General features: G+C 53.7%; 20 protein-coding genes. 6 read left to right on the top strand and 14 right to left on the bottom strand.

Features of this window, described 5'->3' with window-relative positions; translation table 11 throughout:
* Positions 1-20: 20 nt before the first annotated feature.
* A complete protein-coding gene (gene serA / locus MWU62_RS02825) occupies positions 21-1,250 on the bottom strand; it encodes a phosphoglycerate dehydrogenase (RefSeq protein WP_247113357.1) in 1,230 nt (409 codons plus the stop codon).
* A gap of 192 nt (positions 1,251-1,442) precedes the next feature.
* Between serA and MWU62_RS02820 the strand changes: the two genes are divergently transcribed.
* Both MWU62_RS02820 and MWU62_RS02815 read left to right on the top strand, forming a co-directional pair.
* Positions 1,443-2,858, top strand: coding sequence for an FAD-binding oxidoreductase (locus MWU62_RS02820; RefSeq protein ID WP_247113356.1), 1,416 nt, complete (start codon positions 1,443-1,445; stop codon positions 2,856-2,858).
* Complete coding sequence (locus MWU62_RS02815) at positions 2,858-3,541, top strand: NAD-dependent deacylase (protein WP_247113354.1); 684 nt, start codon at positions 2,858-2,860, stop codon at positions 3,539-3,541. Before MWU62_RS02820 ends, MWU62_RS02815 begins: the two co-directional genes overlap by 1 nt.
* 191 nt (positions 3,542-3,732) lie before the next feature.
* On the opposite strand, the gene MWU62_RS02810 is transcribed toward MWU62_RS02815, so the two are convergent.
* From MWU62_RS02810 to MWU62_RS02790, 5 genes are all read right to left on the bottom strand, one after another.
* Positions 3,733-5,043 (bottom strand): AarF/ABC1/UbiB kinase family protein, encoded by a 1,311-nt coding sequence (locus tag MWU62_RS02810; protein WP_247113353.1) that lies wholly within the window; start codon positions 5,041-5,043, stop codon positions 3,733-3,735.
* 47 nt (positions 5,044-5,090) lie between these two features.
* The gene (locus tag MWU62_RS02805) at positions 5,091-5,753 is read right to left on the bottom strand and encodes a fumarylacetoacetate hydrolase family protein (RefSeq protein WP_247113352.1); all 663 of its coding nucleotides are present in this window, start codon (positions 5,751-5,753) and stop codon (positions 5,091-5,093) included.
* 69 nt (positions 5,754-5,822) lie between these two features.
* The gene (locus tag MWU62_RS02800) at positions 5,823-6,365 is read right to left on the bottom strand and encodes an adenine phosphoribosyltransferase (RefSeq protein WP_200365246.1); all 543 of its coding nucleotides are present in this window, start codon (positions 6,363-6,365) and stop codon (positions 5,823-5,825) included.
* A 30-nt stretch (positions 6,366-6,395) separates the two neighbouring features.
* A complete protein-coding gene (locus tag MWU62_RS02795; protein WP_200365244.1) occupies positions 6,396-7,694 on the bottom strand; it encodes an NCS2 family permease in 1,299 nt (432 codons plus the stop codon).
* Between the two features lie 173 nt (positions 7,695-7,867).
* A complete protein-coding gene (locus tag MWU62_RS02790) occupies positions 7,868-8,479 on the bottom strand; it encodes a trimeric intracellular cation channel family protein (protein WP_216008726.1) in 612 nt (203 codons plus the stop codon).
* Between the two features lie 224 nt (positions 8,480-8,703).
* On the opposite strand from MWU62_RS02790, the gene MWU62_RS02785 reads away from it, so the two are divergent.
* Positions 8,704-9,684: an NADPH:quinone oxidoreductase family protein gene (locus MWU62_RS02785; RefSeq protein ID WP_247113351.1), complete on the top strand. Its 981-nt coding sequence runs from the start codon at positions 8,704-8,706 to the stop codon at positions 9,682-9,684.
* 389 nt (positions 9,685-10,073) lie between these two features.
* Here MWU62_RS02785 and MWU62_RS02780 read toward each other — a convergent pair whose 3' ends face one another.
* The 8 genes from MWU62_RS02780 to MWU62_RS02745 all read right to left on the bottom strand — a co-directional run bounded on the left by MWU62_RS02780 (position 10,074) and on the right by MWU62_RS02745 (position 21,471).
* The gene (locus MWU62_RS02780; RefSeq protein WP_247113349.1) at positions 10,074-11,897 is read right to left on the bottom strand and encodes a long-chain-acyl-CoA synthetase; all 1,824 of its coding nucleotides are present in this window, start codon (positions 11,895-11,897) and stop codon (positions 10,074-10,076) included.
* Positions 11,898-11,930: 33 nt separating this feature from the next.
* Positions 11,931-12,758, bottom strand: coding sequence for an NAD(P)-dependent oxidoreductase (locus MWU62_RS02775; RefSeq protein ID WP_247113348.1), 828 nt, complete (start codon positions 12,756-12,758; stop codon positions 11,931-11,933).
* Positions 12,755-14,725, bottom strand: a complete 1,971-nt coding sequence (locus MWU62_RS02770; RefSeq protein WP_247113347.1) for an acetyl/propionyl/methylcrotonyl-CoA carboxylase subunit alpha — start codon at positions 14,723-14,725, stop codon at positions 12,755-12,757. The genes MWU62_RS02775 and MWU62_RS02770 overlap by 4 nt, the downstream gene beginning before the upstream one ends.
* 151 nt (positions 14,726-14,876) lie before the next feature.
* Positions 14,877-15,698, bottom strand: a complete 822-nt coding sequence (locus tag MWU62_RS02765; protein WP_247113345.1) for an enoyl-CoA hydratase-related protein — start codon at positions 15,696-15,698, stop codon at positions 14,877-14,879.
* Between the two features lie 160 nt (positions 15,699-15,858).
* Positions 15,859-17,013 (bottom strand): citronellyl-CoA dehydrogenase, encoded by a 1,155-nt coding sequence (gene atuD / locus MWU62_RS02760; RefSeq protein WP_247113344.1) that lies wholly within the window; start codon positions 17,011-17,013, stop codon positions 15,859-15,861.
* 92 nt (positions 17,014-17,105) lie between these two features.
* Positions 17,106-18,722, bottom strand: a complete 1,617-nt coding sequence (locus tag MWU62_RS02755) for an acyl-CoA carboxylase subunit beta (protein ID WP_247113342.1) — start codon at positions 18,720-18,722, stop codon at positions 17,106-17,108.
* Positions 18,723-18,732: 10 nt separating this feature from the next.
* Positions 18,733-19,599 carry an SDR family oxidoreductase gene (locus tag MWU62_RS02750; protein WP_247113340.1) on the bottom strand — a complete coding sequence of 289 codons (867 nt, stop codon included), beginning with the start codon at positions 19,597-19,599 and terminating at the stop codon, positions 18,733-18,735.
* Between the two features lie 75 nt (positions 19,600-19,674).
* Positions 19,675-21,471, bottom strand: a complete 1,797-nt coding sequence (locus MWU62_RS02745; RefSeq protein ID WP_247113339.1) for an acyclic terpene utilization AtuA family protein — start codon at positions 21,469-21,471, stop codon at positions 19,675-19,677.
* 155 nt (positions 21,472-21,626) lie between these two features.
* On the opposite strand from MWU62_RS02745, the gene MWU62_RS02740 reads away from it, so the two are divergent.
* From MWU62_RS02740 to MWU62_RS02730, 3 genes are all read left to right on the top strand, one after another.
* On the top strand, positions 21,627-22,241 hold the full coding sequence (locus MWU62_RS02740) for a TetR/AcrR family transcriptional regulator (RefSeq protein WP_247113338.1): 615 nt from the start codon (positions 21,627-21,629) through the stop codon (positions 22,239-22,241).
* A 316-nt stretch (positions 22,242-22,557) separates the two neighbouring features.
* A complete protein-coding gene (locus tag MWU62_RS02735) occupies positions 22,558-23,586 on the top strand; it encodes a hypothetical protein (protein WP_247113766.1) in 1,029 nt (342 codons plus the stop codon).
* Positions 23,587-23,660: 74 nt separating this feature from the next.
* Positions 23,661-24,671, top strand: coding sequence for a putative solute-binding protein (locus MWU62_RS02730; RefSeq protein WP_247113336.1), 1,011 nt, complete (start codon positions 23,661-23,663; stop codon positions 24,669-24,671).
* Positions 24,672-24,685 lie beyond the last annotated feature (14 nt).

Raw genomic sequence — 24,685 nt, 5'->3', positions numbered from 1 at the left:
TTTTATGGGCCGGGAATCTATTAAAACAACACGCGGCCGCGAATGGTGCCCTTGACCTGAAGCAGTTTCTGCAGCGCAAGTTCACCGTAGGCTTTATCTACGTCTATCACCACATAACCAATGTCTTCCTTGGTTTGCAGGTACTGACCGCAAATGTTGATGCCATTGTCAGAGAATACATGGTTGATTTCAGACATCACTCCCGGCACGTTCTCATGAATGTGCAGCAAGCGGTGTTGGTTCGGGTGTGAAGGCAGGGCGACTTCCGGGAAGTTAACGGAAGATACCGACGTACCATTATCACTGTACATCGCCAGCTTCTCAGCCACTTCACGGCCGATATTTTCCTGAGCTTCAATGGTTGAGCCGCCAACGTGCGGGGTCAGAATCACGTTGTCGAATTCCCGTAGCGGAGAAACAAACTCTTCATTGTTGGATTTCGGCTCGACAGGGAAAACGTCGATCGCAGCACCCAGAAGCTTGCCGCTTCTCAGGGAATCGGCGAGCGCATCGATATCAACAACTGTGCCTCTTGAAGCGTTCATTAAAATAGAACCTGGCTTCATTTGAGCCAGTTGCTCGGCCTTGAACATATACTTGGTAGCCGGTGTTTCCGGAACATGCAGGCTTACAACATCACAGATGTTGAGCAGTTCCTGCATGCTACCAACCTGAGTGGCGTTACCGATAGGCAGCTTGGACACTACGTCGTAGAAGTACACATCCATGCCCAGACCTTCGGCCAGAACACTGAACTGGGTACCAATGTTGCCGTAACCGATGATGCCGAGCTTCTTGCCGCGGATCTCGTAGCTGTCTTTGGCCGACTTCTGCCATTCACCACGATGGGCTTTCGCGCTCTTCTCGGGCACGCCGCGCAGCAGCAGGATAGCTTGGGCCAGAACCAGTTCAGCAACACTGCGGGTGTTGGAAAACGGTGCGTTGAATACCGCAATACCTTTGCGGGTAGCCGCCTGCAGATCCACCTGGTTGGTACCGATACAGAAACAGCCCACGGCAACCAGCTTCTTGGCGGCCTCGAATACTTTCGCGGTCAACTGAGTGCGGGATCGAAGACCGACAAAGTGCGCATCGGCAATCTTCTCAATAAGGTCTTCCTCGGCCAGTGAGTGGCTGAGGTACTCAATGTTTGTGTAGCCTGCGGCATTCAGAGTATCCAGTGCGGACTGATGCACGCCTTCCAGCAGTAGAATGCGGATTTTGCTCTTTTCGAGAGACGTCGTTGACATGGGCTTTGCTTCCGAACCTTTCGTCGCATGAAATGACCTGCAGCCAGTGATCCTATGGGCTGGCTCACAGAACAGGGGCGGTATGATACCATAAAAGCAACTTTTCACAGCGTGCCGGTTCGTCTGGATCAACTGAACCGAAAACTATTTGTCCTGAATGGCCGGCCCAAACCCGACGAGACTGATGCATTCATGAACTCTGAACAGATCATTGCTTCCCTAAAAGAGCTGGTAGCCGCTGGCGATGTGCCTGGCGATTTACCTGGAAAGGTACTGACTGACGCTGCGGATCTTGAAAGCTACGGCAAAGATTGGACGCGCATTTACGCCCCCAACCCAGTAGCCATCGTACTACCGAAAACCACTGAGCAGGTGCAGGCGCTGGTGAGATTCGCCAACGAAAACCGTGTGGCACTGGTACCCTCCGGTGGCCGTACCGGCTTGAGCGCTGGTGCTGTTGCTGCCAACGGAGAGGTCGTTATTGCCTTTGACAACATGAATCAGATCCTAGATTTCAGCGCCAGCGACCGGCTCGTGCGCTGTCAGGCGGGTGTTGTAACTGAGCAGCTACAGAACTTTGCGGAAGAGAATGGCCTTTACTATCCGGTAGATTTCGCGTCTGCAGGCTCCAGCCAGTTGGGCGGAAATATCTCTACCAACGCGGGCGGTATCAAAGTAATCCGCTACGGCATGAGTCGTGACTGGGTCGCTGGCCTAAAAGTGGTTACCGGCAAAGGCGACATCCTTGACCTGAACAAAGATCTGGAAAAGAACAACACAGGTTACGACCTACGCCATCTATTTATTGGCGCCGAGGGCACGCTGGGCTTTATTACCGAAGCCACAATGAAACTCTCGCGCCAGCCAGACAACCTCACCGTGCTGGTGCTTGGGCTCAACGACCTTGGCAACACCATGGACGTGCTCAAAACCTTTCAGGGCGGTCTCGACCTGACCGCCTACGAATTCTTCTCGCATCAGGCGATGGGGCACGTACTGGCTCATGGTCAAGTACCTGCGCCGTTTGAAACCGAAGCCCCTTACTACGCGTTACTGGAGTTTGAAGCCACTTCGGATCAAGTAATGGAAGACGCCATGAGCCTGTTCGAGCAGTGCATGGAAAACGGCTGGGTTCTGGACGGCGTCATCAGCCAGAGCGAAACTCAGGCCCAGAACCTGTGGCAACTGCGCGAGCGCATCTCGGAATCCATCGCACCCCGTACGCCCTACAAGAACGACATCTCCGTTGTGGTTTCCAAAGTTCCCGGATTCTTGCAGGAAATTGACGAACTGGTAGCAGAACAATACCCGGATTTTGAAATCATCTGGTTTGGCCACATCGGCGACGGCAACCTGCATCTCAACATCCTCAAGCCTGAAGACATGGCAAAAGAAGATTTCTTCGAAAAGTGCCAGCAGGTGAATAAATGGGTATTCGAAATCGTCGAAAAATACCAAGGCAGCGTCTCCGCTGAACACGGCGTAGGCATGACCAAAAAGCCCTACTTGCAATACACCCGCAGCGAAGCGGAAATTGCTTACCTGAAAGGGATCAAACAAGTATTTGACCCCAACGGCATCATCAACCCCGGCAAGATCTTCGACTGATGCAACGGCATATCGTAGTACTCACCGGCGCTGGAATCAGCGCCGAAAGCGGCCTCTCCACCTTCCGCGACAACGGTGGCCTATGGGAGCAGCACAGCGTATACGACGTAGCCACCCCCGAAGCCTTCGCGCGCAACCGCGAGTTAGTCCTGCGCTTCTACAACGAACGCCGCCGCCAACTCGCCACCGTTCAGCCAAACCGCGCCCACCAATTGCTGGGCGAACTGGAGCAACACCACCGCGTAACCATCGTCACCCAAAACGTAGACGACCTGCACGAACGCGGCGGCTCCAGCAACGTCATCCACCTACACGGCGAACTCACCAAAGCCCGAAGCTCGGTTAACCCGGAATTGATCTACGACATCGGCTACCGCGACATAGAACTTGGCGAAACCTGCGAACACGGCCAACAACTACGCCCTCACATCGTCTGGTTCGGCGAAGAAGTCCCCATGCTACAGGCAGCAGCCGACATAGTCCGCACTGCAGACGACCTGCTGATCGTCGGCACTTCGCTACAGGTTTATCCCGCTGCCGGACTGGTGCATGAAGTGGAGAGAGATGTGCCGATTACCGTTATAGATCCCGGCGAAACCGCTGGCGTTTCCCGTGCCAGGGTTATCAGAAAAGGTGCAGGAGAAGGCGTTGCCGAATGGGCAGCGAATTTCTTGGCCAGATAAATAAGTAGCGCTAGGTTATAAAGTGCAGAGGGGTAGAGGTTAGCGAACTCAATTGTACGATAGGTCTTGGCGGGGCATGCTTCCCAAAACTGTGCGAAGCCATGGATGGCGTAGCCAAGCGTACAGGGAAGTATTCACAGCGTGTTTTGGGAAGCATGCCCCGCCAAGGCCGTAATCACAAAAGCCAGAGGCTAGGGTGATCCTCCCAAATAACGACGAAGCTCCTCCCCAAAGGCAGCCTGAACTCCCAGCCGCTTCAGCATCCAATAGTGCCCCGCAATCATCCGATCAATAAAAATACTTTCAACCGGAGGCTTAAACGAATCCAAATATTTAAACACCGTACTCGTCTTAGCCGCCACATGCTTATGAATACTCGACTCACCAAAATCATAAGGCTGCTCAGAATCAAACGGTACCACAAGAATATCCCGCCACATCGCGTAATAGGCCTCATCAATAGCCGGCTGGCTCCCAACCCGAGCACCCAAATCAATCAAATACGCATCCAGCGCCTTATAATCCTCAGCCAACGCAGCCGTAACCGCATTACGATAAGCCTCAACAATCTCCGGCTTCAGCTTCTTAACACAGCCGAAATCGTACATCACAACACTGCCATCCGGCCGATACGCAAAGTTTCCGGCATGAGGATCGCCATGGATGCACTGAAAACGGAATAATTGATCCGCCATGGTTGTAAACATACGATGGCCAATCAGATTGATCGTAGCCTGATCATAGAGTTCCGGCGTCACCTCACTCACATGATCGCCTTCCTCAAGCGCAAGCGTCAGCACATGACGGGTCGAGTGGCTGGGGATAACAGCAGGAATAACCACCCATGGATCATTTTTATGAAACTCCCGGAACAAATCGATGTTGCGGGCCTCGTTCTCATAATCCAACTCTTCTCTCAGGCGCTCGCGAATCTCCGTGAACAGCTGATCCACCGACTCTTTCGGCATCTTTAGCAGCCCACCAAGCTTTAACGCTAGGCGCAACTGCTTAAGGTCGGAATCGCAGGATTCATCCACACCGGGATACTGCACCTTCACAATGACATCTGTACCGTCGTGTAGCCGAGCGCGATGTACCTGGCCAATGGAGGCTGCGGCATAGGGTGTTTCTTGCAGGTACTCGAATAGCTCGCCAACCGGTTTGCCCAGTTCCGTCTCTACCTGCTCAAGAATAACCTCGAACGGCATGGGCGGCGCTTCTTTCTGTAGTTTCTGCAGCGCATCAGAGAACTCCCGGGGCAGGAAATCCTGAGTTTGGGAGGCAATCTGGCCCACTTTCATGGCCGCACCTTTCATCTCACCGAGCGTATCGGTAATGCGGTTGGCCATGCGGGTATAGCTTTCGCTGCGAGCGCCATCGTCATTTTCGCTGCTGAACATGCTGCGAGCTTTTTGACCAGCGTATTGGCCTGCCACCGAGGCAGTCATGCCAGCAAGCTTAAAGAAACGACCACTGCGTGAGGTAACCGGTTTTTTTGCCATGCCTGACTATACGTACTCTTTAGATAGAAAGATTGTGTCAGTCCAGGTTAAACCACTTTGGTGGAAACAGACAACTGATCCTCCAACTGCAGCGCTAGAGTTTGACCTGAGTGCAGGGGGCCGACCCCCTTTGGTGTCCCCGTGAGCACTACATCTCCCGGTAACAGTGTGAAATGACTACTGATATGAGCGAGCAACGGAATAATCGGGAATAGCATGTCCCTAGTATCACCGCTTTGTTGGCGTTGCTCGTCGATATCGAGGCTGAAGAGTATGTGCTCATTACGGAAGTGTTCGGCAGCTACAAACGGGGATAAAGGACAGGCGCCATCAAACGCTTTGGCCCGCTCCCAAGGGTGCCCTTTGTCTTTTAGTTGGCTTTGTAGATCCCGCAAGGTTAAGTCCAGCGCCAATCCGTAACCGAGAATGGCCGCCTGAGCCTCGCTGGCAGAAGCGTTGGTAAGCGGCTTGCCAATCAGCACAGCCAGTTCGGTTTCAAAGTGTACCTGAGCGTGATTGGCAGCAAAGCTTAGAGGCCGGGTCACATGCACGGCCGAGGTGGCTGGCTTGATAAACAACAGAGGTTCGGTCGGCACCGGGTTGTCGAGTTCTTTGGCATGCTCCGCGTAGTTCCGGCCAACGCAGACGATCTTGCCCAAAGGCAGGTGCACCGGTGTGCCATCTTTCCAATGATGCTGATACTGATCCATCTCGACCTCCAGATGTTCTGGTAGTGTTCCTAGCCGCGCGCTTGATTGCGCGCGAGGAGGGCGAGGCTGCTATTCGCCCTCAAACGAACATACAGTATAGACCTTTAACCCCTCTTCCTGCAGCTTGGTCGACCCGCCAAGGTCGGGGAGATCAATCATTGCAGCCACTTCCACAATGTCTGCGCCAATGCGGCGAATCAACCGGGCTGCTGCAAGCATGGTGCCGCCGGTAGCGATCAAGTCGTCCACCAGCACCACCTGATCGCCGGGTTTGAACGCATCTTGGTGCAGCTCTACCGAGGCGGTTCCGTACTCCAGCTCATAGTCTTCAACAAGTGTGTCGAACGGCAGTTTGCCCTTCTTACGCACCAAAACCAGTGATGCGTTGAGCTCGTAGGCTAGCGCCGAGCCAATGATGAAACCTCTGGCATCCACTGCGGCTACTGCATCAATTTTATGGCCGTGGTAGCGGTGCACGAATGCATCGATCAGTTTTCGGAAGGCCGTTTTATCCTGTAGAACCGTGGTGATATCCCGGAAAGCAACGCCGGGCTTGGGCCAGTCCGGCACGGTGCGGATGGCTTGTTTGATGCTTTGAGAGAAGTAATCCATAAAAAATCAGGCTCTTAGTTTGGACGCAGTTTAACCTGCGTCCAAAAACATGAATTTCAGGATGAAAACGATGGCGATCACCACAACACTTGCGTTCAGGTCTGACCAGCGCCCGCTTAGAGCTTTGATCACAGCGTAAGTGATAAAACCCAGAGCAATACCGTTAGCGATTGAGAAGGTGAGGGGCATCATCAGCGCTGTTACTACTGCTGGCGCGGCTTCAGTAATGTCGTCCCAGTCTATCAGTTTCAGCCCGCTGGCCATCAACACAGCAACGTAAAGCAGCGCTGGCGCTGTAGCGTAGGCTGGGATAATGCTGGCAATGGGTGAAAGCAGAAGGCAAGCGAGAAACAGCAAGGCAACAACGACAGAGGTTAGGCCGGTGCGCCCACCGGCGGAAATGCCTGCAGTGGATTCAATGTAGCTTGTAGTGGTGGAAGTACCGAGGGCGGCGCCAGACATGGTGGCCACAGAGTCAGACATTAGGGCACGGCCAAGACGTGGCAGCTTGCCGTCTTTATCTAGAAGCCCGCCGCGCTGGGCAGCACCAATCAACGTGCCTGAAGTATCAAACAGATCCACAAACAAAAATGCGAACACAACACTGATCATGCCAACATTCAACGCACCGGCAATGTCCAATTGCATGAACGTGGGCGCCAGGCTTGGCGGTGCGGAAACGAAACCCTTGTACTCTACTAGGCCCAGCATCATTGCGATCACTGTGACCGCAATAATACCAATCATTACCGCGCCGGTTATGCGGCGGAAAGACAGGGCGCAAATCAGAACAAACCCGCCAAAGAACAGCAGGCTCTCTGCGGTTTTCAGTTCACCTAAGCCAACCAATGTTGCAGGATGATCGACCACGATACCCGCGTTCTTCAGCGCGATAAGCGCCAAGAAGAAGCCGATACCGGCAGAAATCCCGAAGCGCAAAGACATGGGGATGCTGTTTATGATCCATTCGCGGATCTTGAAAATACTCAGCAGGAAGAAGATTAGGCCTGAGAGGAAGACGGCCCCTAGCGCCACCTGCCAGCTGTACCCAAGACTGCCCACAACTGTGAAGGAGAAAAAAGCGTTTAGCCCCATCCCCGGCGCCAGAGCGATCGGATAGTTGGCCCACAGACCCATTATGAGTGTGCCGATGGTTGCGGCCAGACAAGTAGCAACAAATACCGCCCCGAAATCCATGCCTGTTGAAGACAGGATGCTGGGGTTGACCACAATAATATAGGCCATGGTCAGGAAGGTGGTGATGCCCGCAACCAGTTCTTTACGAACGTTGGTGCCGTGGGCCTGAAGTTGGAACAGTCGTTCGAGCATGACGGGTGTCTGCCTCTCAGGATGCCTGAATGTAGGATTTGGAGTCTGTTAAGAACGGAAAACAGTTGGTAATCGAATAAATACAGCGTGAAAAAACGGTAATCTTACCGGTTGAGGGTTGTCCCGCCAAGTGATGATTAGGGACACAAGGTTAGGGTCCCTAATCATCGGCTTTACGTGGGGTCGCGCTGTAAGCGTATATCAAAACGCACCGCTGCCATGCGGACAATAACGATAAAGAGAAGCCCAATGGTTAACGATAAGGTCTCGCTCTCAAGCCCCCACTGGCAAAGAAAATAAAGCCAGCAGCCGGCAAAGGAAATCGATGCGTAGATTTGATCTTTACGAAAAATAAAAGGCACATCGTTACAGAGCGTATCTCGTAGCGCACCGCCAAACGTACCGGTCATGACGCCTAGTAGCGATGCGATAAACCACGAGTGGCCCAGATCGAGCGCCAGCTGCGCCCCCAGAATCGAAAAAATACCAAGCCCTATGGCATCCGGAAACACAATCCATGATGGGCGGATACGCTCCGTGTGTTTCCAATAGCTGAATACCACGGCCATGGCGAGAATTAGAATGGGCTGCTCTTCGTGTTTGATCCAATAAAGTGGATGGTTATCCATCATGAGGTCGCGCAACGTCCCGCCTCCCAGAGCAGTAATAAACCCGATGGTAAATACACCAACCGGGTCCATGTTTTTGGAGCGGGCAACCATCATGCCTGATATGGCGAAGGCGATAATTCCTATCATTTCAAGGGAGTAAACAATATCTGGCATGAGGCATCCTGAAAGGAGGGCGAACGGTTTTTGAACAGCTTGTATCAGGAACGCGAAGAATAGCTGAAAACTGCTTCCGATTCATCTGCTGGTCCGTGTATTTGATGAATAGGGTATAAGCTGTATTTATAGATCTGGATAAAGGTTCTTTATTTGCTTCATGGAGAGAGTCTGTTTAGCTTTGCGAGATTCGATAACAATAGAGTTTTATCAAAGGAGCCACCATGAAAGCGATTCTCTGCAAAGAATATGGTCCAGCCGAATCCCTCGTTATTGAGGATGTACCTAGCCCCGAAGCCAAAGGTCGTGGAGTTAAAGTCCGCGTAAAAGCGGCGGGACTGAACTTTCCCGATACTCTGATTATAGAAGGCAAGTACCAGCTTAAGCCGACCATGCCATTCTCCCCCGGTGGTGAGTTGTCTGGTGAGGTTATTGCTGTAGGGGACAAGGTAACCCGTTTTAAAATCGGTGACCGTGTGGCGGGGTTGACCGGCTACGGCGCCTTTGCAGAAGAAGTCATCGTACCTGAGCACAACCTGCTGCCGATACCGAAAGGCATGAGTGATGAAAAGGCCGCTGCGTTTACCATGGTATACGGTACCTCGTACTACGCCCTTAAACAGCGCGCCAATATTCAGCCGGGCGAGAGCCTTCTGGTGTTGGGTGCCAGTGGTGGAGTGGGCTTGGCAACTGTGGAGTTGGGAAAAGCCATGGGTGCCCGCGTGATCGCCGCTGCCAGCTCCGCTGAGAAGCTGGAGATTGCCAAGGCGGCTGGTGCGGATGAGGTGATCAACTATACCGAAGAGCCGTTAAAGGATGCCGTAAAGCGCCTGACGAATAGTAAAGGAGTGGATGTAATTTATGATCCCGTAGGTGGTGACTTCACAGAGCAGGCTTTGCGTGCCATGGCGTGGAATGGTCGCCATTTGATCATCGGCTTTGCTGCTGGCGACATTCCGAAAATTCCTGCCAATCTGACACTGCTGAAGGGTTGTTCGGTTGTTGGCGTATTTTGGGGCAGTTTCACCCAGCGTGAGCCGGAAGCTAGCGCTCAGAATATGATGGAGCTGATGAAACTCTATGCTGAAGGCAAAATTGACCCGAACATTAGTGAAGTGTACGAATTCGAGGATTACGCCAAGGCTCTGGGTGCGCTCACTGAGCGGCGTGCTACTGGCAAGGTGGTGCTGAAGGTTGGCTCTTGAGTTTTGACCGTTTGTAGCCTGTTGGCTTGGGTGTAGGTGAGAGTGAGCGCCCCCTCCCAAAAAACGCTACGAGCACATCCATGTGGGCTTGACTGCGGCCATCCATGGCCGCAGACATTTTTGGGAGGGGGCGCTCACTCTCACTATCCAGCTTCTTAGTTATCTCCAGTAATGCGCTTTTATAAATAGAAGAGGGTTTCTGTTTTAAGGACTATCGCACGATATTGTAAAAGCGATGCAGGGCGGGTCTTCCCAAAAATGTAGAGGGCCAAGGATGGCCCGAAACAAGCGCACATGGATGTGCTTGTAGCGGTTTTTGGGAAGACCCGCCCTGCATGGCTACCCCCGATCTAAAAGGCTAGGGCCATAATCTACAGGCAACGATACATTCAGAAATTAAACTGCCCAGAATCAATATCCGAAACCAAGTCAGGGGTCAGCAGCGTGTAACCCTCAGTTTTTGGCAGCCACGCATAAACTTCTTCATTAGGGCGCTCCAGCGCGTAGCCAGCTTTCTGAATATCCACCTTTCGGTACTTGAAGGTTCCGGTTTTCTCGATGGCTTCAGTCACACGAATAAACACTGGAACCGCATAAGCAGGCAGGTTGGCCTGCAAGTAAGTCAGCAGTTTGTTGATATCGAAACTACCCTTGCTCGGTACCAACGTAACCATACCAGCCTTGCCATTGGTTTTCGGAATCTCCACGCCATAAACGATGGCTTCCTCCACCATGCCCGAACCATCGATGATGTTCTCCACCTCGTTGGTCGAAACGTTCTCGCCTTTCCAGCGGAAGGTATCGCCCATTCGGTCCACAAACTGCAGATGCCCACAACCGATTGATTTTAAAACATCACCCGTGTTGAACCAGGCGTCGCCTTTTTTGAAAGCATCCCGAATGAGGGATTTTTCTGTGGCTTCTTTCTGGGTGTAGCCTTCAAAAGCCCATTTCTTTGTGTTCTCGCTGATAAGCAGGCCTGGCTCGCCGTTCTCGGCTTCCTCCAGTATGCCTTTCTCATTGCGAATCGGGTCTCGGGTGCCGTCGTGGAACTTGACCAGTTTGTACGGCGCTGTAGACAGGCCGACGGTGTTGTCCATGTTGAAGAAATTACTGAAACCGACGTTACCTTCACTGGAAGCGTAGAGTTCCGAGACGGTTTCAATACCGAAACGGTCTTTGAACTCATTCCAGATGGAGGGCCGTAAACCATTGCCCAGCATTTTAGTCAGGCGATGATTGCGATCCTGGTCACTTGGCGGCTGATTCAGCAGGTAGCGGCAGAGTTCGCCAATGTAACCGAAGGCTGTTGCATCGTAGCGGCGCACGTCATCCCAGAAGGCGCTAGCGGAGAATTTCCTGCGCAAGGCGAAGGCAGAACCTCCCGCCAGAGCAGTGCTCCAGCACACCACCAAACCAGTACCGTGATACAAGGGCAGAGTGCAGTAGAAAACGTCGTCTGGCGTCATCGAAAGCGCCATCATCCCAAAGCCGCCGTAAGCTTTTATGAATTTGGTGTGTGATCCAGGTGCGGCCTTGGGTAGGCCGGTGGTACCGGATGTAAAGAGAAAAATTGCTGTATCGCCGGTTCTGGGGGGATCGCTCAGCTCCGGATTGTTGCTGTTAAACGTGCTCACCTGCTGTGCCATGTTGGCGTAGCCCGAAGGCGCATCACCAAAGGAGTTCAGGGTGTTGGTGTCAGCAAGGAACAGAAGTGGGCTGGGATGATCAAGCTGGAGGCTGGCTTTGATGTCATCAAGTGAAGGCACCAGTTCTTCACCAACCACGATCATTTTTGGGCTTGTTAGGTTAATGCTGTGTTCCAGCACCTTACCTCGTTGGGAGGAGTTCAGCATGGCGCAGGCAACGCCAATCTTGGCCGCGCCTGCGACTACTGCCAGAATTTCTGGGCGATTCTCAAGTAAGACTGCAATTGAGTCGCCCTTTTTCAGACCCTGAGCTTGAAGATAAGCCGCAATGCGATTGGACCAGGCATTGAATTCGCCCCAGGTGATGCTGCGCTCCTCAAACAAAATAGCCGTTTTATCCCGGTATTTTTCGGCATTCTTCTCTACGAGAGTTCCGAGGGTGAGGGGCTTGCTCGCATTCTTCACTGAGTAGTAGTAATAGCCTTTGGCAATTGCGGGGAGCCGTTTGAAAACTCCCGGCAGGCTGCGCATCAGATCCAGTGCAGTAACGTTATCTTGGCTCATGGTCTTTCCGTCAGGTGTTTTTATAGGTTAGGGCTAGTCCAGGTAGAGGTCTGGCAACAACGGCTTGTCGTTGGCCTCATAACGGTAGCCTTCAAAATCGGTTACGCCGTCCTGACGCAACACGTTTTCGTCTATCAGGTTTTGCCCTGTCATCTCTTCAATAGTGTGATTCAGGATGCTTACGGCTGCGTCTGCCATAATCTCAGGAGTCCTGCCTTGGGACATCATTTGGGCTCCGCCCGCTTCATGCTCAATGGCAGCGGTTGAGATAAGTGTTTTTGGCCAAAGTGTGTTAACGGCAATGCCGTAACGTTTGAATTCCTGAGCCATACCAATGCTGATCATGGTCATGGCGTATTTTGTGGATGTGTATGGTCCGAACTGAGCAAACCATTTCGGGTCAAGGTTCAGCGGCGGTGACATGCTCAGAATGTGCGCGCGCTTGGATTTTTTGAGCCAGGGCAGGGCAGCCTGACTGCATGCAAGCACGGCACGTGCATTTACTTGATGCAAGAGGTCAAAACGGCTGACCTTTAGGTTTTCTACACCCGTCAGGCGAATGGCGCCAGCGTTATTGATCAGGGCGTCGATACCACCAAAGTGCTCAGCGGCCTCATCGATACGCTGCTTGATTTGATCTTCATCGCGCACGTCGAGTACCAACGGCAGTGCCTGACCGCCCGCCGCACGAACTTCTTCGGCTACGGTGTGTATGGTGCCTGGCAGCTTGGGGTGAGGTGTGTCTGACTTTGCCGCGATAATAACGTTCGCGCCCTGGCGTGCACAGGCGAGGGCGATAGCACGGCCGATGCCCCGGCTGGCGCCGGTAATAAATACGGTTTGGTTTTTCAATGTGTTCACTGTTTGTTCTCCTGTTCGGATGCTTCGCCGGTGGTCACTTCCACCAGCAATTGATTACGCTTGACCTGATCGCCTTTGGTGGTCAGTACCTGAGCTACGACACCGTCGCAGTCGGCTTTGACCGGGTGTTCCATCTTCATGGCTTCGAGTATCACGAGGGTGTCGCCCTGGCTAACGGTTTGGCCGGCTTCTACCAAAACGTCGATAATGGCGCCGTCCATAGAGGCCTGAATGCGCCCACTACCGGCACCATTCGCACCTGCTGCAGGCTGGTGAGTGAGATCAGTAACCGACCACGACTCTCCGAACGCTTGTAAATATAGGGAATCCCCAGCGCGGTGATATTGGCAACGCTGACGAATATCCTTGTCGATAATGCATAAAACGCCGTTGTTCAGGCTGGTCACGACCAATTCGTGGTGTTCGTCACCCAAGCTGCAGGACACTTTGTTACCACTGCTTTGCACCAGTAATTCAACTGTCTCGTCGCCAATGGCAAGCTTCATGGGTGTGTTCGTAGCGGGGGCGTTGCTCCAGGCTTTATTGCCGGAAGCATCGTGAGCCAGTACACAAGCTGCGATGGCAAGCTGACGGATTTGCAGTTTGGCTGGTTGCAGTGAAGGATCGTCACTGAAAGCCTGTTGCAAAAATGCCGTGGTTGCCTCACCGGCACCAAAGGTGCTGTCTGCGATGATTCGGCCGAGGAAATGCCGGTTGGTGGTGACACCAAATACGGCTGTATCTTCCAGAGCGCGAATCAGGCGGCGGCGTGCTTCGTCGCGGTTTTCACCCCAGGCAATAACCTTTGCAAGCATGGGGTCGTAGTGGGGCGTTATTTCATCGCCTGAACGCACGCCTGTGTCATATCGCAGGCCTTCTCCTTCTGCAGGCTGGAACACATGCAAGGGGCCGGTCTGGGGCGTGAAGCCGTTGGACGGGTCTTCCGCGTAGAGCCGTACCTCGATGGCGTGGCCGTTCAATTCGATGTCATTCTGAGCCAGAGGCAATGGCAGGCCTTCGGCAACACTGAGCTGCCAAGCCACCAGGTCCTGACCGGTAATCAGTTCGGTAACCGGGTGCTCTACCTGCAGACGTGTGTTCATTTCCAGAAAGTAGAAGTTGCGGTCTTTGTCGACGAGGAATTCGACGGTGCCTGCGCCTTCGTAGTTGCAGGCCAGCGCTGCTTTAACAGCAGCTTCGCCCATGGCGGCCCGGAGTTCCGGCGTCACGAAGGGTGAGGGTGCTTCTTCGACGACTTTCTGGTGGCGACGCTGTACGGAGCAGTCCCGCTCGCCGAGGTAGACGGCATTGCCGTGCTGGTCGGCGAACACCTGAATTTCTACGTGGCGGGGTTCGATTACTGCTCTTTCGAGGATCAGTTCGTCGTCGCCAAAAGCTTGCTTGGATTCGGAACGTGCCCGTTTGATGTTGTCGGCCAACTCGGATTCGCTGTGCACGAGGCGCATGCCTCGGCCACCGCCGCCGGCGGAGGCTTTAATCATCAGCGGATAGCCGATGTCAGATGCTGCAGCTATGAGTTCGTCGTCGCTGGCGTTGTCGCCTTCGTATCCGGGAACTACCGGTACGCCGGCTTTTTGCATGGCGATTTTAGAGCGTCGCTTGCTACCCATGAGTTCGATGGCGGCCGCTGGCGGGCCAACGAATACGATGCCAGCCTCTTTGCAGGCGTCTGAAAAGCCTGAGTTCTCGGAGAGGAAACCGTAACCCGGATGAATGCAGTCGGCGCCAGTTTTGCGGGCGGCTTCGAGTATGGCGTCGGCATTCAGGTAGGACGCGGATACTTGTGCGGGGCCTATGCAAACGGCTTCGTCTGCCAGTTCGGTGTGCATGGCATTGGCGTCAGCCTCGGAGTATACGGCGACGGTGCGGTATCCGAGGGCTTTGGCGGTGCGAATAACGCGCACTGCGATTTCGCCACGGTTTGCTATTAATAGTTTTTTTAGCATTGTGCTGGTCTCTCGATTTCGTGCCAGTTCGCGCTCGGGTACGGGGGTGTTTTCAGAAAACCGCTACGGGCACATCCATGTGCGCTTGTTTCGGGCCATCCATGGCCCTCTACATTTTCTGAAAACACCCCCGCACCCAAGCGCTCCCTCATCATGTGTTCGTGTCTGCCCAGGCTGGTGGACGCTTCTGCATGAATGCCATAGTGCCTTCGTTACCTTCGCTGCCTTTAACGGCTGCGGCGAACATTTCGGCTGCGCTGTCGAGTAATCCGCTCATGGATTCATGTCCAACCCGGTGGAGCAGTGCTTTGGTCTCTGCTGTGGCGATGGGTGCACAGTTGCGAACGCGTTCAACAGCGTGCGCCAGCATGTCGTCTAGCTCACTATCAGATGATGCAACCTGATGAACGATGCCCAGTGTGCAAGCTTCTTCCGCACTGATTCGCAAACCAAGCAGCGCAAGCCGGCGGGCTTGGGTCAGGCCAATTCGTTCTACGACGAATGGCGCAATCTGCGCAGGGAGGATGCCGAGGGTGGTTTCCGGCATGCCGAATTTCGCGGTGGGTCCCGCGATAGCAACATCGGATACGCAGGCCAAGCCAAATCCGCCGCCCATTACTGCACCTTCAGTGACGGCGATGACGACCTTGGAGGATTCGTTCACTTGCTGAATCATCGCTCCAAAGGCGCGGTTGAGAACGTAAAAGGGGTCAGCTTCGCCTTCGCCGGCTTTTTGGCTGCGGGCACCAGCTAGATCTTTGATATCGCCACCAGCACAGAAGTGGCCGCCGGAGCCGCGGATGACAACGGCGCGGATGCTGGTGTCAGATTCCACTTCGGTAAAAATAGTGGACAGCTCTGCTACCATCTGCAGGCTCATGGCATTGCGGGATTCCGGCCGGTTGATGGTGACATGCAGTGCTGGCCCCTGTTTCTCCAGAAGCAGTGTTTCGCAATGAGGCAAGGTTTCCATTGATAGACTCCACGAACATTGATTTGGGGCCGGTAGCCCGGTTGAACTCTTCAGGACCGTTGAGGGCCAGGGATGGCCCGATCGAGCCCTACTGGGACGTACTCGCGGGCGTGTCCTGAAGAGTTCAACCGGGCTACCGGTCTGGCACCAAGCTTTAGCCTTAGCGCTTGCCAGGCAGAATGCCCATCATCTTGCTGATAATACCCAGCATGATTTCATCGGCACCGCCGCCGATAGACACCAGGCGAACATCGCGGAATGCGCGGGATGCCGGGTTGTCCCACATGAAGCCGTTACCGCCCCAGTATTGCAGGCAGCTATCGGTAACTTCGCGGCCCAGACGACCGGCTTTCAGCTTGGCCATGGAGGCGAGTTTGGTGACGTCTTTGCCTTCTATATGCAGCTCGCAAGCTTTGTAGGTCAGGGCGCGCAGAGCCTCTACTTCTGTTTGCAACTCGGCCATGCGGAAGTGAATGACCTGATTGTCGATCAGCGGTGTACCAAAGGTCTTACGCTCACGGCAGTACTCGATAGTCTGGTCGATGCAGTTTTCCAGCGCTTTGATAACGTTGGCCGCACCCCACAAACGTTCTTCCTGGAACTGCAGCATCTGCATCATGAAGCCAGTGCCCTCGGCGCCAATGCGGTTGCGCTGGGGAACACGAACGTCGTCAAAGAAAATCTGAGCAGTTTCCGAGGAACGCATGCCCAGCTTGTTCAAGTGCGGGCTCATGGTAATGCCCGGGGAATTCATGGGTACGATGATCAGTGATTTGTTCTTGTGGGGCTTGTCGTCGCTGGTGTTGGCCAGCAAGCAAATGAAGTCGGCCTGAGGGCTGTTGGTGATCCACATTTTGGAGCCGTTGATGATGTAATCATCGCCGTCTTTTTTGGCAGTGGTTTTCAGGCCAGCCACGTCGGAACCTGCACCTACTTCACTTACGCCAATGCAGCCAACCATGTCGCCGGCAATGGCCGGGGCCAGGAAGCTGCGCTTCAGTTCATCCGAACCAAAGCGCGCGATGGCAGGGGTGCACATGTCGGTCTGAACACCAATTGCCAGGGGCACACCGCCACAGTTGGCCATGCCCAATTCTTCAGCGGCAACCAGATTGTAGCTGTAGTCCAGCCCCATGCCGCCGTATTCTTCAGGCTTCTGGATGCCTAGTACGCCAAGGTCGCCTAATTTCTTGAATATTTCGCGAATGGGAAAGTGGCCAGCTTCTTCCCACTCGTCACAATGGGGGTTGATTTCTTTCTGTACGAAATCGCGGACGGTTTTTCTTAGAGCTTCGTGTTCGGCTGTAAATTTCACGATGTGTTCTCCTGCTGTTTTTTGGTTCGTGCCTTCGCTTGTTTGAAGCACGCTTTCTATCTTTTGAATACTCAGTGTTTCGTATGTTTGGATCAGAGCCGCGCTACGCCAAAGGTGTTTGGTCGAAGCTGGCGGGCATCGGCTTCGCGGAACATGTCGAGTACCAGTGCCACAACTTTTCGGGTGTCCCTCGGGTCGATCAAGCCGTCATCCCATAGCCGAGCTGTACCAAACAGGGCTGTCGAGCCGTCTTCCAGTTTCTTGGCTGTCGCCTGTTCCAGGAACTCGAGAGTTTTAGGGTCTGGCTCGACGCCGGTGCGGCGCTGTTTGTCTTCCGCCACAATACGCATTACCTTGCCGGCTTGGGCCGGGCCCATAACGGCTGTTCGGCTGTTGGGCCAGGCGAAGATGAAACGGGGGTCAAGGCCGCGGCCACACATGGCGTAGTTTCCGGCACCGTAGGAGCCACCGATCACTACCGCAACTTTAGGCACGCGGCAGTTGGCAACAGCCTGGATCATTTTTGAGCCGTTTTTGATGATGCCGTTCTGCTCGGAATGCGTGCCCACCATGAATCCTGTGGTGTTGTGCAGGAACAATAATGGCGTGCCTGCCTGGTCGCAGAGTTGAATAAACTGGGCTGCCTTGGCGCTGCCGGCCGGGGTGATCGGGCCGTTGTTACCGATGATGCCGACGGAGTGTCCTTCTACGCGAATGGTGCCGCAGACGGTTTGGCTGTCGAACTCATTCTTGAAGTCCATGAACTTGGAGCCGTCACTTATGCGCGCCAGAATTTCGCGCACGTCGTAAGGCTTTTTAGAATCCGAGGGGATAACGCCCAGTAGCTCTTCCGCAGGATAAAGAGGCTCTTCCCATTTCAGCTCGCGCTGTGGTGGGAGCTGTTCGTTCCAGGGCAGAGCTTCCATGACGTTTCTCGCCTGGCGGATGCCGTCTGCGTCGTCTTCGGCCAGATATTCAACAGTACCGGCAGTCTGTGCGTGCATTTCTGCACCGCCAAGCTCTTCGTCGTCGGCAATTTCACCGGTTGCGGCTTTTAGCAGTGGCGGGCCGGCCAGGAACATCTTGGCCTTACCGCGAATCGCGATCACGTAATCCGACAAGCCGGGCTGATAGGCACCGCCGGCGGTCGCGTTACCGTGTACCACAGTAACCTGCGGTAGCCCGGCAGCAGACATGCGCGCTTGGTTGGCAAACCCGCGGGCGCCCTGCACGAAAATATCCGTGGCGTAGTTGAGGTTGGCACCGCCACTCTCGGACAGGGAGACGATCGGCAGTTTGTTCTCTTTAGCGATCTGCTGCAGACGCAAGGTTTTATCCAGTCCGGCAGGCGTAATGGTACCGCCTTTGATGGCGCTGTTGCTCGCTACAACTAGGCAGCGAATGCCGCTAACGGTTCCTATACCGGCGATGATGCCGCCACCAGCCATGCTGCCGTCTTTATCATCGTGCATTTTGTAGCCAGCCAGAGAGCACAGCTCTAGAAACGGTGTGCCACGATCCAGCAAACGGTTGATGCGATCCCGGGGCAGAAGCTTGCCGCGCTTGGTAAACTTTTCCCGTGCTGCCTCGGCCAGATCGAGAACTTTCTGCTCCACATCCCGAAAGGTCTGGATGTGCGCATTCATGGCCTCGATGTTGCCGCGAAACTCGTCGGACTGGGGATTAATACTGGTTTCCAGTGTTTGCATAAGAAGTTCCTTAATCCTCGCTGAGCACTTTGGGCGTTACAGCCCGGTGGAAGCCATTGAAGGGCTCATTGTTTTTTGCCTTGGGCAGTGGCCATATCCGGGTGCCTTGGGAGGCCGCACCGTCTATACGCAGGCAGTCACCGCTGATGAAGGACGCGCCAGGGCTTAGCAGGAAGCAGATTGCCGCACTGATTTCAGATTCAGTCCCCATACGCTTGATGGGCACGTTATCGCCAAGACTACGAATCCACTGCTTCATGTGTTCCGGGTAGTTATCCATACCGCTGGAGGCAATCCAGCCTGGCGCAACCGCATTCACGCGAACGCCGGAGGTGCCCCATTCCACAGCGGCTGTCTGAGTGAAGTTCACCATGCCAGCCCGAGCTGCACCCGAATGCCCCATGCCGGGCATGCCGCCCCACATGTCCGCCACAATGTTTACGATAGCGCCGCCGGTTTTCGACAACGCCTGAGTGTAGGCCTCCCGCGCCATCAAAAAGCCGCCGGTAAGGTTGGTGCGAACCACCGTTTCCCAGCCTTTCTGGTTGATGCCCGCCAGAGGAGAAGGGAACTGGCCACCGGCGTTGTTAACCACACCATTCAGACCGCCATGCTCCGCGATAATGGCTTTCACCGTGGCTTTTACAGACTCTTCCTCGCGGATATCGCATACGTGAGCCGAAGCAATGCCACCGTCTTCAACAATTTCTGCTTTTACGGCTTCAACTTTTTCGACTTTGCGGCCCACCAGTGCAACTTTGGCACCAAGCGCGGCCAGTTCGTGCGCGGTGCAGCGTCCGATGCCAGAGCCGCCCCCGGTCACGATAAATACTTGACCCTTGAACAGGTCAGGATGAAAAACGGACTGATAACTCATAGTTTAATAACCTTGCCCAATGTATGAGCGCTCTGGGTGGCCGTCCCGGCCACCCAGAGTGCATACTTCATAGAATCAGGAACGAACCAGGCCCGCAGGCACAGGCACCGGAAACTCCAGCAACTGCTGCGCAAATGCCTTACCTTGAGGATCAATGCGCAGGCTGGCCACGCCACCTCCGCCCAGACTGTGCTCCAGCAGGAAGTTGAATGCGTGCAGGCCTGGCAGCGTCCATCGAGTGACCTTGCCGCTTTCCGGGTTCAATGTGTGTTCCATCCATTCAGCTACCGCTTCTTCGCTCAGCGCGGCTGCAATAAAAGGAACGAACTCAGGTTTGCGCGCGATAACACCAATGTTGCTGTGGTCACCTTTGTCACCACTGCGAGCCCATGCCAGGTCAATTAATGGCACAGTGGTGTCGGTTGTCGATGCAGCTGCAATTGGGGCTTGATCTTTGATCATGCCGGGCTGGAAGCCACCGGCGCTGTCTACGGAAACAGGGATTTGCTCACCGTTCAGGTCAACAGAGACTGCAACCTCACTCTTGGGAACCAGGCACGAATAAAGTCGAATCTTTGGCCACACGGAGGGGCGTCCTCCCACAATGCCTGTCAGGCCTGGAGCCATTCCCGTAGCGGCTTGTGCAATTTCACGGGAGAACAGTACCAGAGCACCTTTCTTTGGGTGAGCTGCGCTGATTTTAACGATGATCTCCCGGCTGCCTTGGCCGCGCCCTTGCTTACCGTATGTGGTTTCCGTACCCAGCAGTTCGACACTGGTTTCGGTATAGTCCGGCAGGCCACGCTCCTGGAACAGGCGTGATGTTTTCGTAAGAATGGCATCAGCCACTGCCTGAGCTTTTTTAGGAGCGTCAATGCCAGCAAGCAGGAAAGTTGCGGTACATTTGAAGCCATCCGGCCAAGTGCCAGATACCTTGTAGCTGTCAGTGGGTGGCAAGCCGCGAGCGCCTCGAACGGTTACACGGTCTGGCCCGCTTTCTATGAGCTCAACATCCGTGAAGTCGCAGGTAACATCGGGCAGTAAATAGGCACGGGGATCACCAATCTCGTAAACCAATTGCTCAGCTACCGTGCCGCGGCTTACTAGGCCGCCAGTGCCTTCCGGTTTTGTAACAACGAACTCGCCGCTTGGGCTAACTTCAGCAATCGGGAAGCCCATATCAGCGAATCCCTCAGCAACGGCTTCCCAGTCGGTAAAGTTACCGCCTGTAGATTGCGCTCCGCACTCCAACAAGTGACCTGCAAGGCTGGCTTGTGCCAGTTTGTCGTAGTCCTTCCAGTCCCAGCCGAATTCGTGAACCAGAGGTGCAAGCACCAAAGCACTGTCGACCACACGGCCAGTAAGAACAATGTCTGCGCCCTGATCCAGAGCAGCTGCCAAACCAGATGCGCCAAGGTATGCGTTCAGGCTAACCATCATCGCCGGCATGGGTGCGCCGGTGGCCATTTCGGTAATACCCGCTTTGCTCAGGTCCTGTTTCTGGGGTAGCAGATCATCCCCGAGTACCAAGGCAATTTTCATATCAACGCCGGCTTTTTCGCACAGAGTCTGTAAAGCGTCGCGGCAAGCTACCGGGTTCACGCCACCAGCGTTGCTTAGTACGCGAATACCTTTCTCTTTGATGTCGGCCAGTAGGGGTCCCATAACTGTTTCAACAAAGTCCCGGGCGTAGCCTTGGCTGGGGTCTTTCATCTTCTGGCCAGCCATGATCGACATGGTGACTTCGGCCAAGTAGTCGGAAACCAGGTAATCAATATTACCTTTGTGAACCAGTTGCGCTGCGGCTGTTTCAGTGTCGCCCCAGAAAGCGGAGGAACAACCGATCCGGATAGTCTTCGGTGAATTCGTCATGTCTGTGCATCCTGTAGCTGTGTTGCCTTGTGTATCACGAATGTGTGCCGGCAACTGTTGAACCGTTAACTAGACAATACCAAGCAAGCGCTTGGTTTGTAAACAGGTAAATCTCAGGTAGAATATTGGTTCTTTTAAAACCGCTGGAATTACCTGTGAATCAAGACAAAATTCTCCAATCACTCGTTGCTGAAAATTTGGTTTCAGATCTCGAAAGTGCCCGTGGACGATTGCTTCGGGAAGCAGCCCGTCTTTTTCGTGAGAAGGGGTATGAACGCACTACAGTGAGGGATTTGGCGGCAGCCGTTGGCATTCAGTCCGGAAGCTTGTTCCATCACTTTCGTACCAAAGAAGAAATATTGAAAGCGGTGATGGTAGAAACCATCAGGCTGAATACTGCTCTAATGCAGGCTGCAATGAACTCGGCTGATTCCAATCGAGAGAAGTTGAGAGCACTGGTAAGTGCCGAGCTGGAATCGATTAATGGCCAGACCGGAGAAGCCATGGCTGTTCTGGTATTTGAGTGGCGAAGCCTCTCGGAAGCATCCCGAGCCGAAGTGCTTGAGCTTCGAGATATCTACGAAGCTTTATGGTTGGATGTGTTGACCGGCTTGAAAGAGGAAGGCGCTCTCGTTGCCGATCCATTCATAGTGCGCCGTATGTTGACGGGTGCACTGAGTTGGACAGTTACCTGGTACCGACCAGAACGCGGCGGCTTGACTCAAAACGACCTAACCGATCAGGTGGTGGCCATGCTGGGCTTGAGCTAAAAAGCCTGTTCTTGCAGGCAGGTCATTATGAGAGTTAGTCGTCATTTTGTAACAAAATGTTCGAGCGCGTATTATTTTTTTGATTCTTTCTATCTAATTGTTTTTATTGATATAAAGCAAAAATACAGGCTTCCCATTTCAGGCCATTGGCCTGATAGGCACAAGCAATTCGGCAAACGAGCCATTTTTGTAGGCCCCCTTTAAACGCACCCTTGCCACCAGAATCACAGAGTTGACTGTGTTTCATACTGATAAAAATAATTCAGATCAGGGTGACTTAACGATGTCCATACTGGTAACACACGCCAGCCGTCTGATGGCGGTGCGCAACAAACTGGCTTTACTGGCAATCGCGGTTTTATTTACCGGCTGTTCCTTACACCCGATCTACAAAACGACCGGATTTGTATTGGCGAATTACTCTGAGGGCGAAGCCACCCCTTATGTCATGCAGATGTCTGATCCGGAAATGGCATGCGCCCTTGGGGAAGGTATTGACCCCTTGCTCTATTCTTTCTCGCGGATCAATGATGCACCGGATACCAGTGGCTCTTTGTTGATGCTGCTAGCTGCCAATTGTATGGAGTACGACGCCTGGGAAGCTGAACTCGACTATTTGCGGGCAGACTATGAAGGCGATGTGCCAGCTGCCAAAGATGCCCGCGAGCGCTCCAAGCGCTTATATGCACTCACCGCTAAACGTCGTGAGGTGGCTTTCCTTAGGGCGATGGCGGCTTACGATTTCGATCCTTCCAAAGAGCCTCTTGAGTGCCCAAATCTGCAAAGTGAGCAGGATGAGATTACCTTTCTGCTCGGCTTGCTAACGGGTTTGCAGGCGGTTGTGAATGATGCCAATTCCGGCGCCCGTGCAGGCATACCGCGCAACATCGCGCCGCAAGCTGAGCGCGCCGCAACCTGTATTGATAACGATAAAACCGGTGGCCTGCCCAATGCTGTGCGCGCGATGGTTTGGTTATTGTTACCGGATACCCGACCAGAACAGTCCCCCGACCCTTGGCAGGTGCTTGAAAATAGTTCGGCCTCTGGCGTGCGCTCTGGAATGCGCGCTTCCATGGCCCTTGAAGCGGTAGCTGCAGAAACCTTCGGTCGCACAGATATTTTAGCTGATGTTATTCACCGCTTTGTAGAAGCGGACGACACCATTGAAGTATGGGAGAAGTATCGCTTGGCCGATTATGTGGCCGAGAACATCATTCGGTTTTCCTCAGACAAGCACTGGACAGCTGAGTACGGCTACCGCACGCCACAGACGTTCTTCGGAAAAATGAGCCCGGAACGCAACACTGAAAATATTGAAACCATGAGTCTGGATGGATTGCTCTGATTGGTTAGCGCCGGTGGCGGTATTCGGCCGCCTAATAAACTCAATACAAACACAAGAATGATTAGGAGGTCGTTATGATCCGCAAATCCCTTACCGCCTTGACTCTCGCTGCCATAACGCCCTTGGCTTCAGCACAAACCGTAAAAATGTGCGTCTTTGATGTGATTGGCGCAAACGGTGACATGTTCAACATGGTTAAGGACTACGCCCTAGAGATGAAATCTCACGGTGTGGACTATGATCTGAAGCCCTACACGGATGAAGGTGTTGCAGTAGGTGACTTCAACGCGGGCCAATGTGATGCCGTTGCTGCGACAGACCTTCGCACTAGACCTTTTAACCGTTTTACGGGAACCGTTAGTGCCGTTGGTGCGCTCCCTACTTACGATGACCTTAAAACGCTTCTCGCGACTTTGGCGCAAGCCAAGGCTGCACCGCTTATGAAGCAGGATGGTTATGAAGTGCTGGGTATCCTGCCAGGTGGCGCCGGGTATTTGTTTGTTAACGACCGCAGCATGGGTACTGCGGGCGATTTAGCGGGCAAGCGGATGGCGACCTTGGACTACCAGAAAGATGCTATTCACATGGTGAACTTTGTTAAGGCAACCGTGGTGCCTTCAGACATCACCAACTTTGCTGGCAAATTTAATAACGGTTCTGTAGATACCGCTTACGCACCGGCATTCGCCTATGAAGCGCTTGAACTCTACAAAGGTATAGGTGATACCGGCGGTATCGTGGACTATCCCTTGGCCCAGCTCACTATTCAGGTGATCGCCCGTGAAGGCGTTCTTGAAGACGAAACTGCCCAAGCTTCTCGTCAGGTAGCCTGGGGTATGTACCCGCAGGCAATGAACCTTATTAAAAATCAGGAAGCGGCGATTCCGGAAGAAAAGTGGATTCGCATTCCTGAGAAAGACGTTCAGGGGTACCAGGAAATGTTCCGTCAGAACCGAATTGAAATGCGTGACGGCTTAAACGGAGCACCTGATGTTTACCATCCCAAGATGCTGAGCCTGCTGAGTAAAATTCGCTGTGCCAGTAACCCGTCTGCATCGGAATGTACCTCGGAAAATCGGGAATAATAGGGCGGATTACC

Origin of the sequence: Marinobacter sp. S6332, from assembly GCF_023016045.1 — a bacterium.
Lineage (GTDB): Bacteria > Pseudomonadota > Gammaproteobacteria > Pseudomonadales > Oleiphilaceae > Marinobacter.
Note: the sequence above shows the minus strand (reverse complement) of the source record. Positions and strands in the feature narration are given on the sequence as shown.

Coding starts and splice junctions, on each gene's coding strand:
- MWU62_RS02780 (WP_247113349.1), bottom strand. CDS start 11,897: ATGAGCCAAGATAACGTTACTGCACTGGATCTGATGCGCAGCCTGCCG.
- MWU62_RS02820 (WP_247113356.1), top strand. CDS start 1,443: ATGAACTCTGAACAGATCATTGCTTCCCTAAAAGAGCTGGTAGCCGCT.
- MWU62_RS02770 (WP_247113347.1), bottom strand. CDS start 14,725: ATGCTAAAAAAACTATTAATAGCAAACCGTGGCGAAATCGCAGTGCGC.
- MWU62_RS02785 (WP_247113351.1), top strand. CDS start 8,704: ATGAAAGCGATTCTCTGCAAAGAATATGGTCCAGCCGAATCCCTCGTT.
- MWU62_RS02795 (WP_200365244.1), bottom strand. CDS start 7,694: ATGCTCGAACGACTGTTCCAACTTCAGGCCCACGGCACCAACGTTCGT.
- MWU62_RS02745 (WP_247113339.1), bottom strand. CDS start 21,471: ATGACGAATTCACCGAAGACTATCCGGATCGGTTGTTCCTCCGCTTTC.
- MWU62_RS02735 (WP_247113766.1), top strand. CDS start 22,558: ATGGCGGTGCGCAACAAACTGGCTTTACTGGCAATCGCGGTTTTATTT.
- MWU62_RS02790 (WP_216008726.1), bottom strand. CDS start 8,479: ATGCCAGATATTGTTTACTCCCTTGAAATGATAGGAATTATCGCCTTC.
- MWU62_RS02805 (WP_247113352.1), bottom strand. CDS start 5,753: ATGGATCAGTATCAGCATCATTGGAAAGATGGCACACCGGTGCACCTG.
- MWU62_RS02755 (WP_247113342.1), bottom strand. CDS start 18,722: ATGCAAACACTGGAAACCAGTATTAATCCCCAGTCCGACGAGTTTCGC.
- MWU62_RS02765 (WP_247113345.1), bottom strand. CDS start 15,698: ATGGAAACCTTGCCTCATTGCGAAACACTGCTTCTGGAGAAACAGGGG.
- MWU62_RS02800 (WP_200365246.1), bottom strand. CDS start 6,365: ATGGATTACTTCTCTCAAAGCATCAAACAAGCCATCCGCACCGTGCCG.
- MWU62_RS02750 (WP_247113340.1), bottom strand. CDS start 19,599: ATGAGTTATCAGTCCGTTTTTCATCCTGACCTGTTCAAGGGTCAAGTA.
- MWU62_RS02815 (WP_247113354.1), top strand. CDS start 2,858: ATGCAACGGCATATCGTAGTACTCACCGGCGCTGGAATCAGCGCCGAA.
- serA (WP_247113357.1), bottom strand. CDS start 1,250: ATGTCAACGACGTCTCTCGAAAAGAGCAAAATCCGCATTCTACTGCTG.
- MWU62_RS02730 (WP_247113336.1), top strand. CDS start 23,661: ATGATCCGCAAATCCCTTACCGCCTTGACTCTCGCTGCCATAACGCCC.
- MWU62_RS02810 (WP_247113353.1), bottom strand. CDS start 5,043: ATGGCAAAAAAACCGGTTACCTCACGCAGTGGTCGTTTCTTTAAGCTT.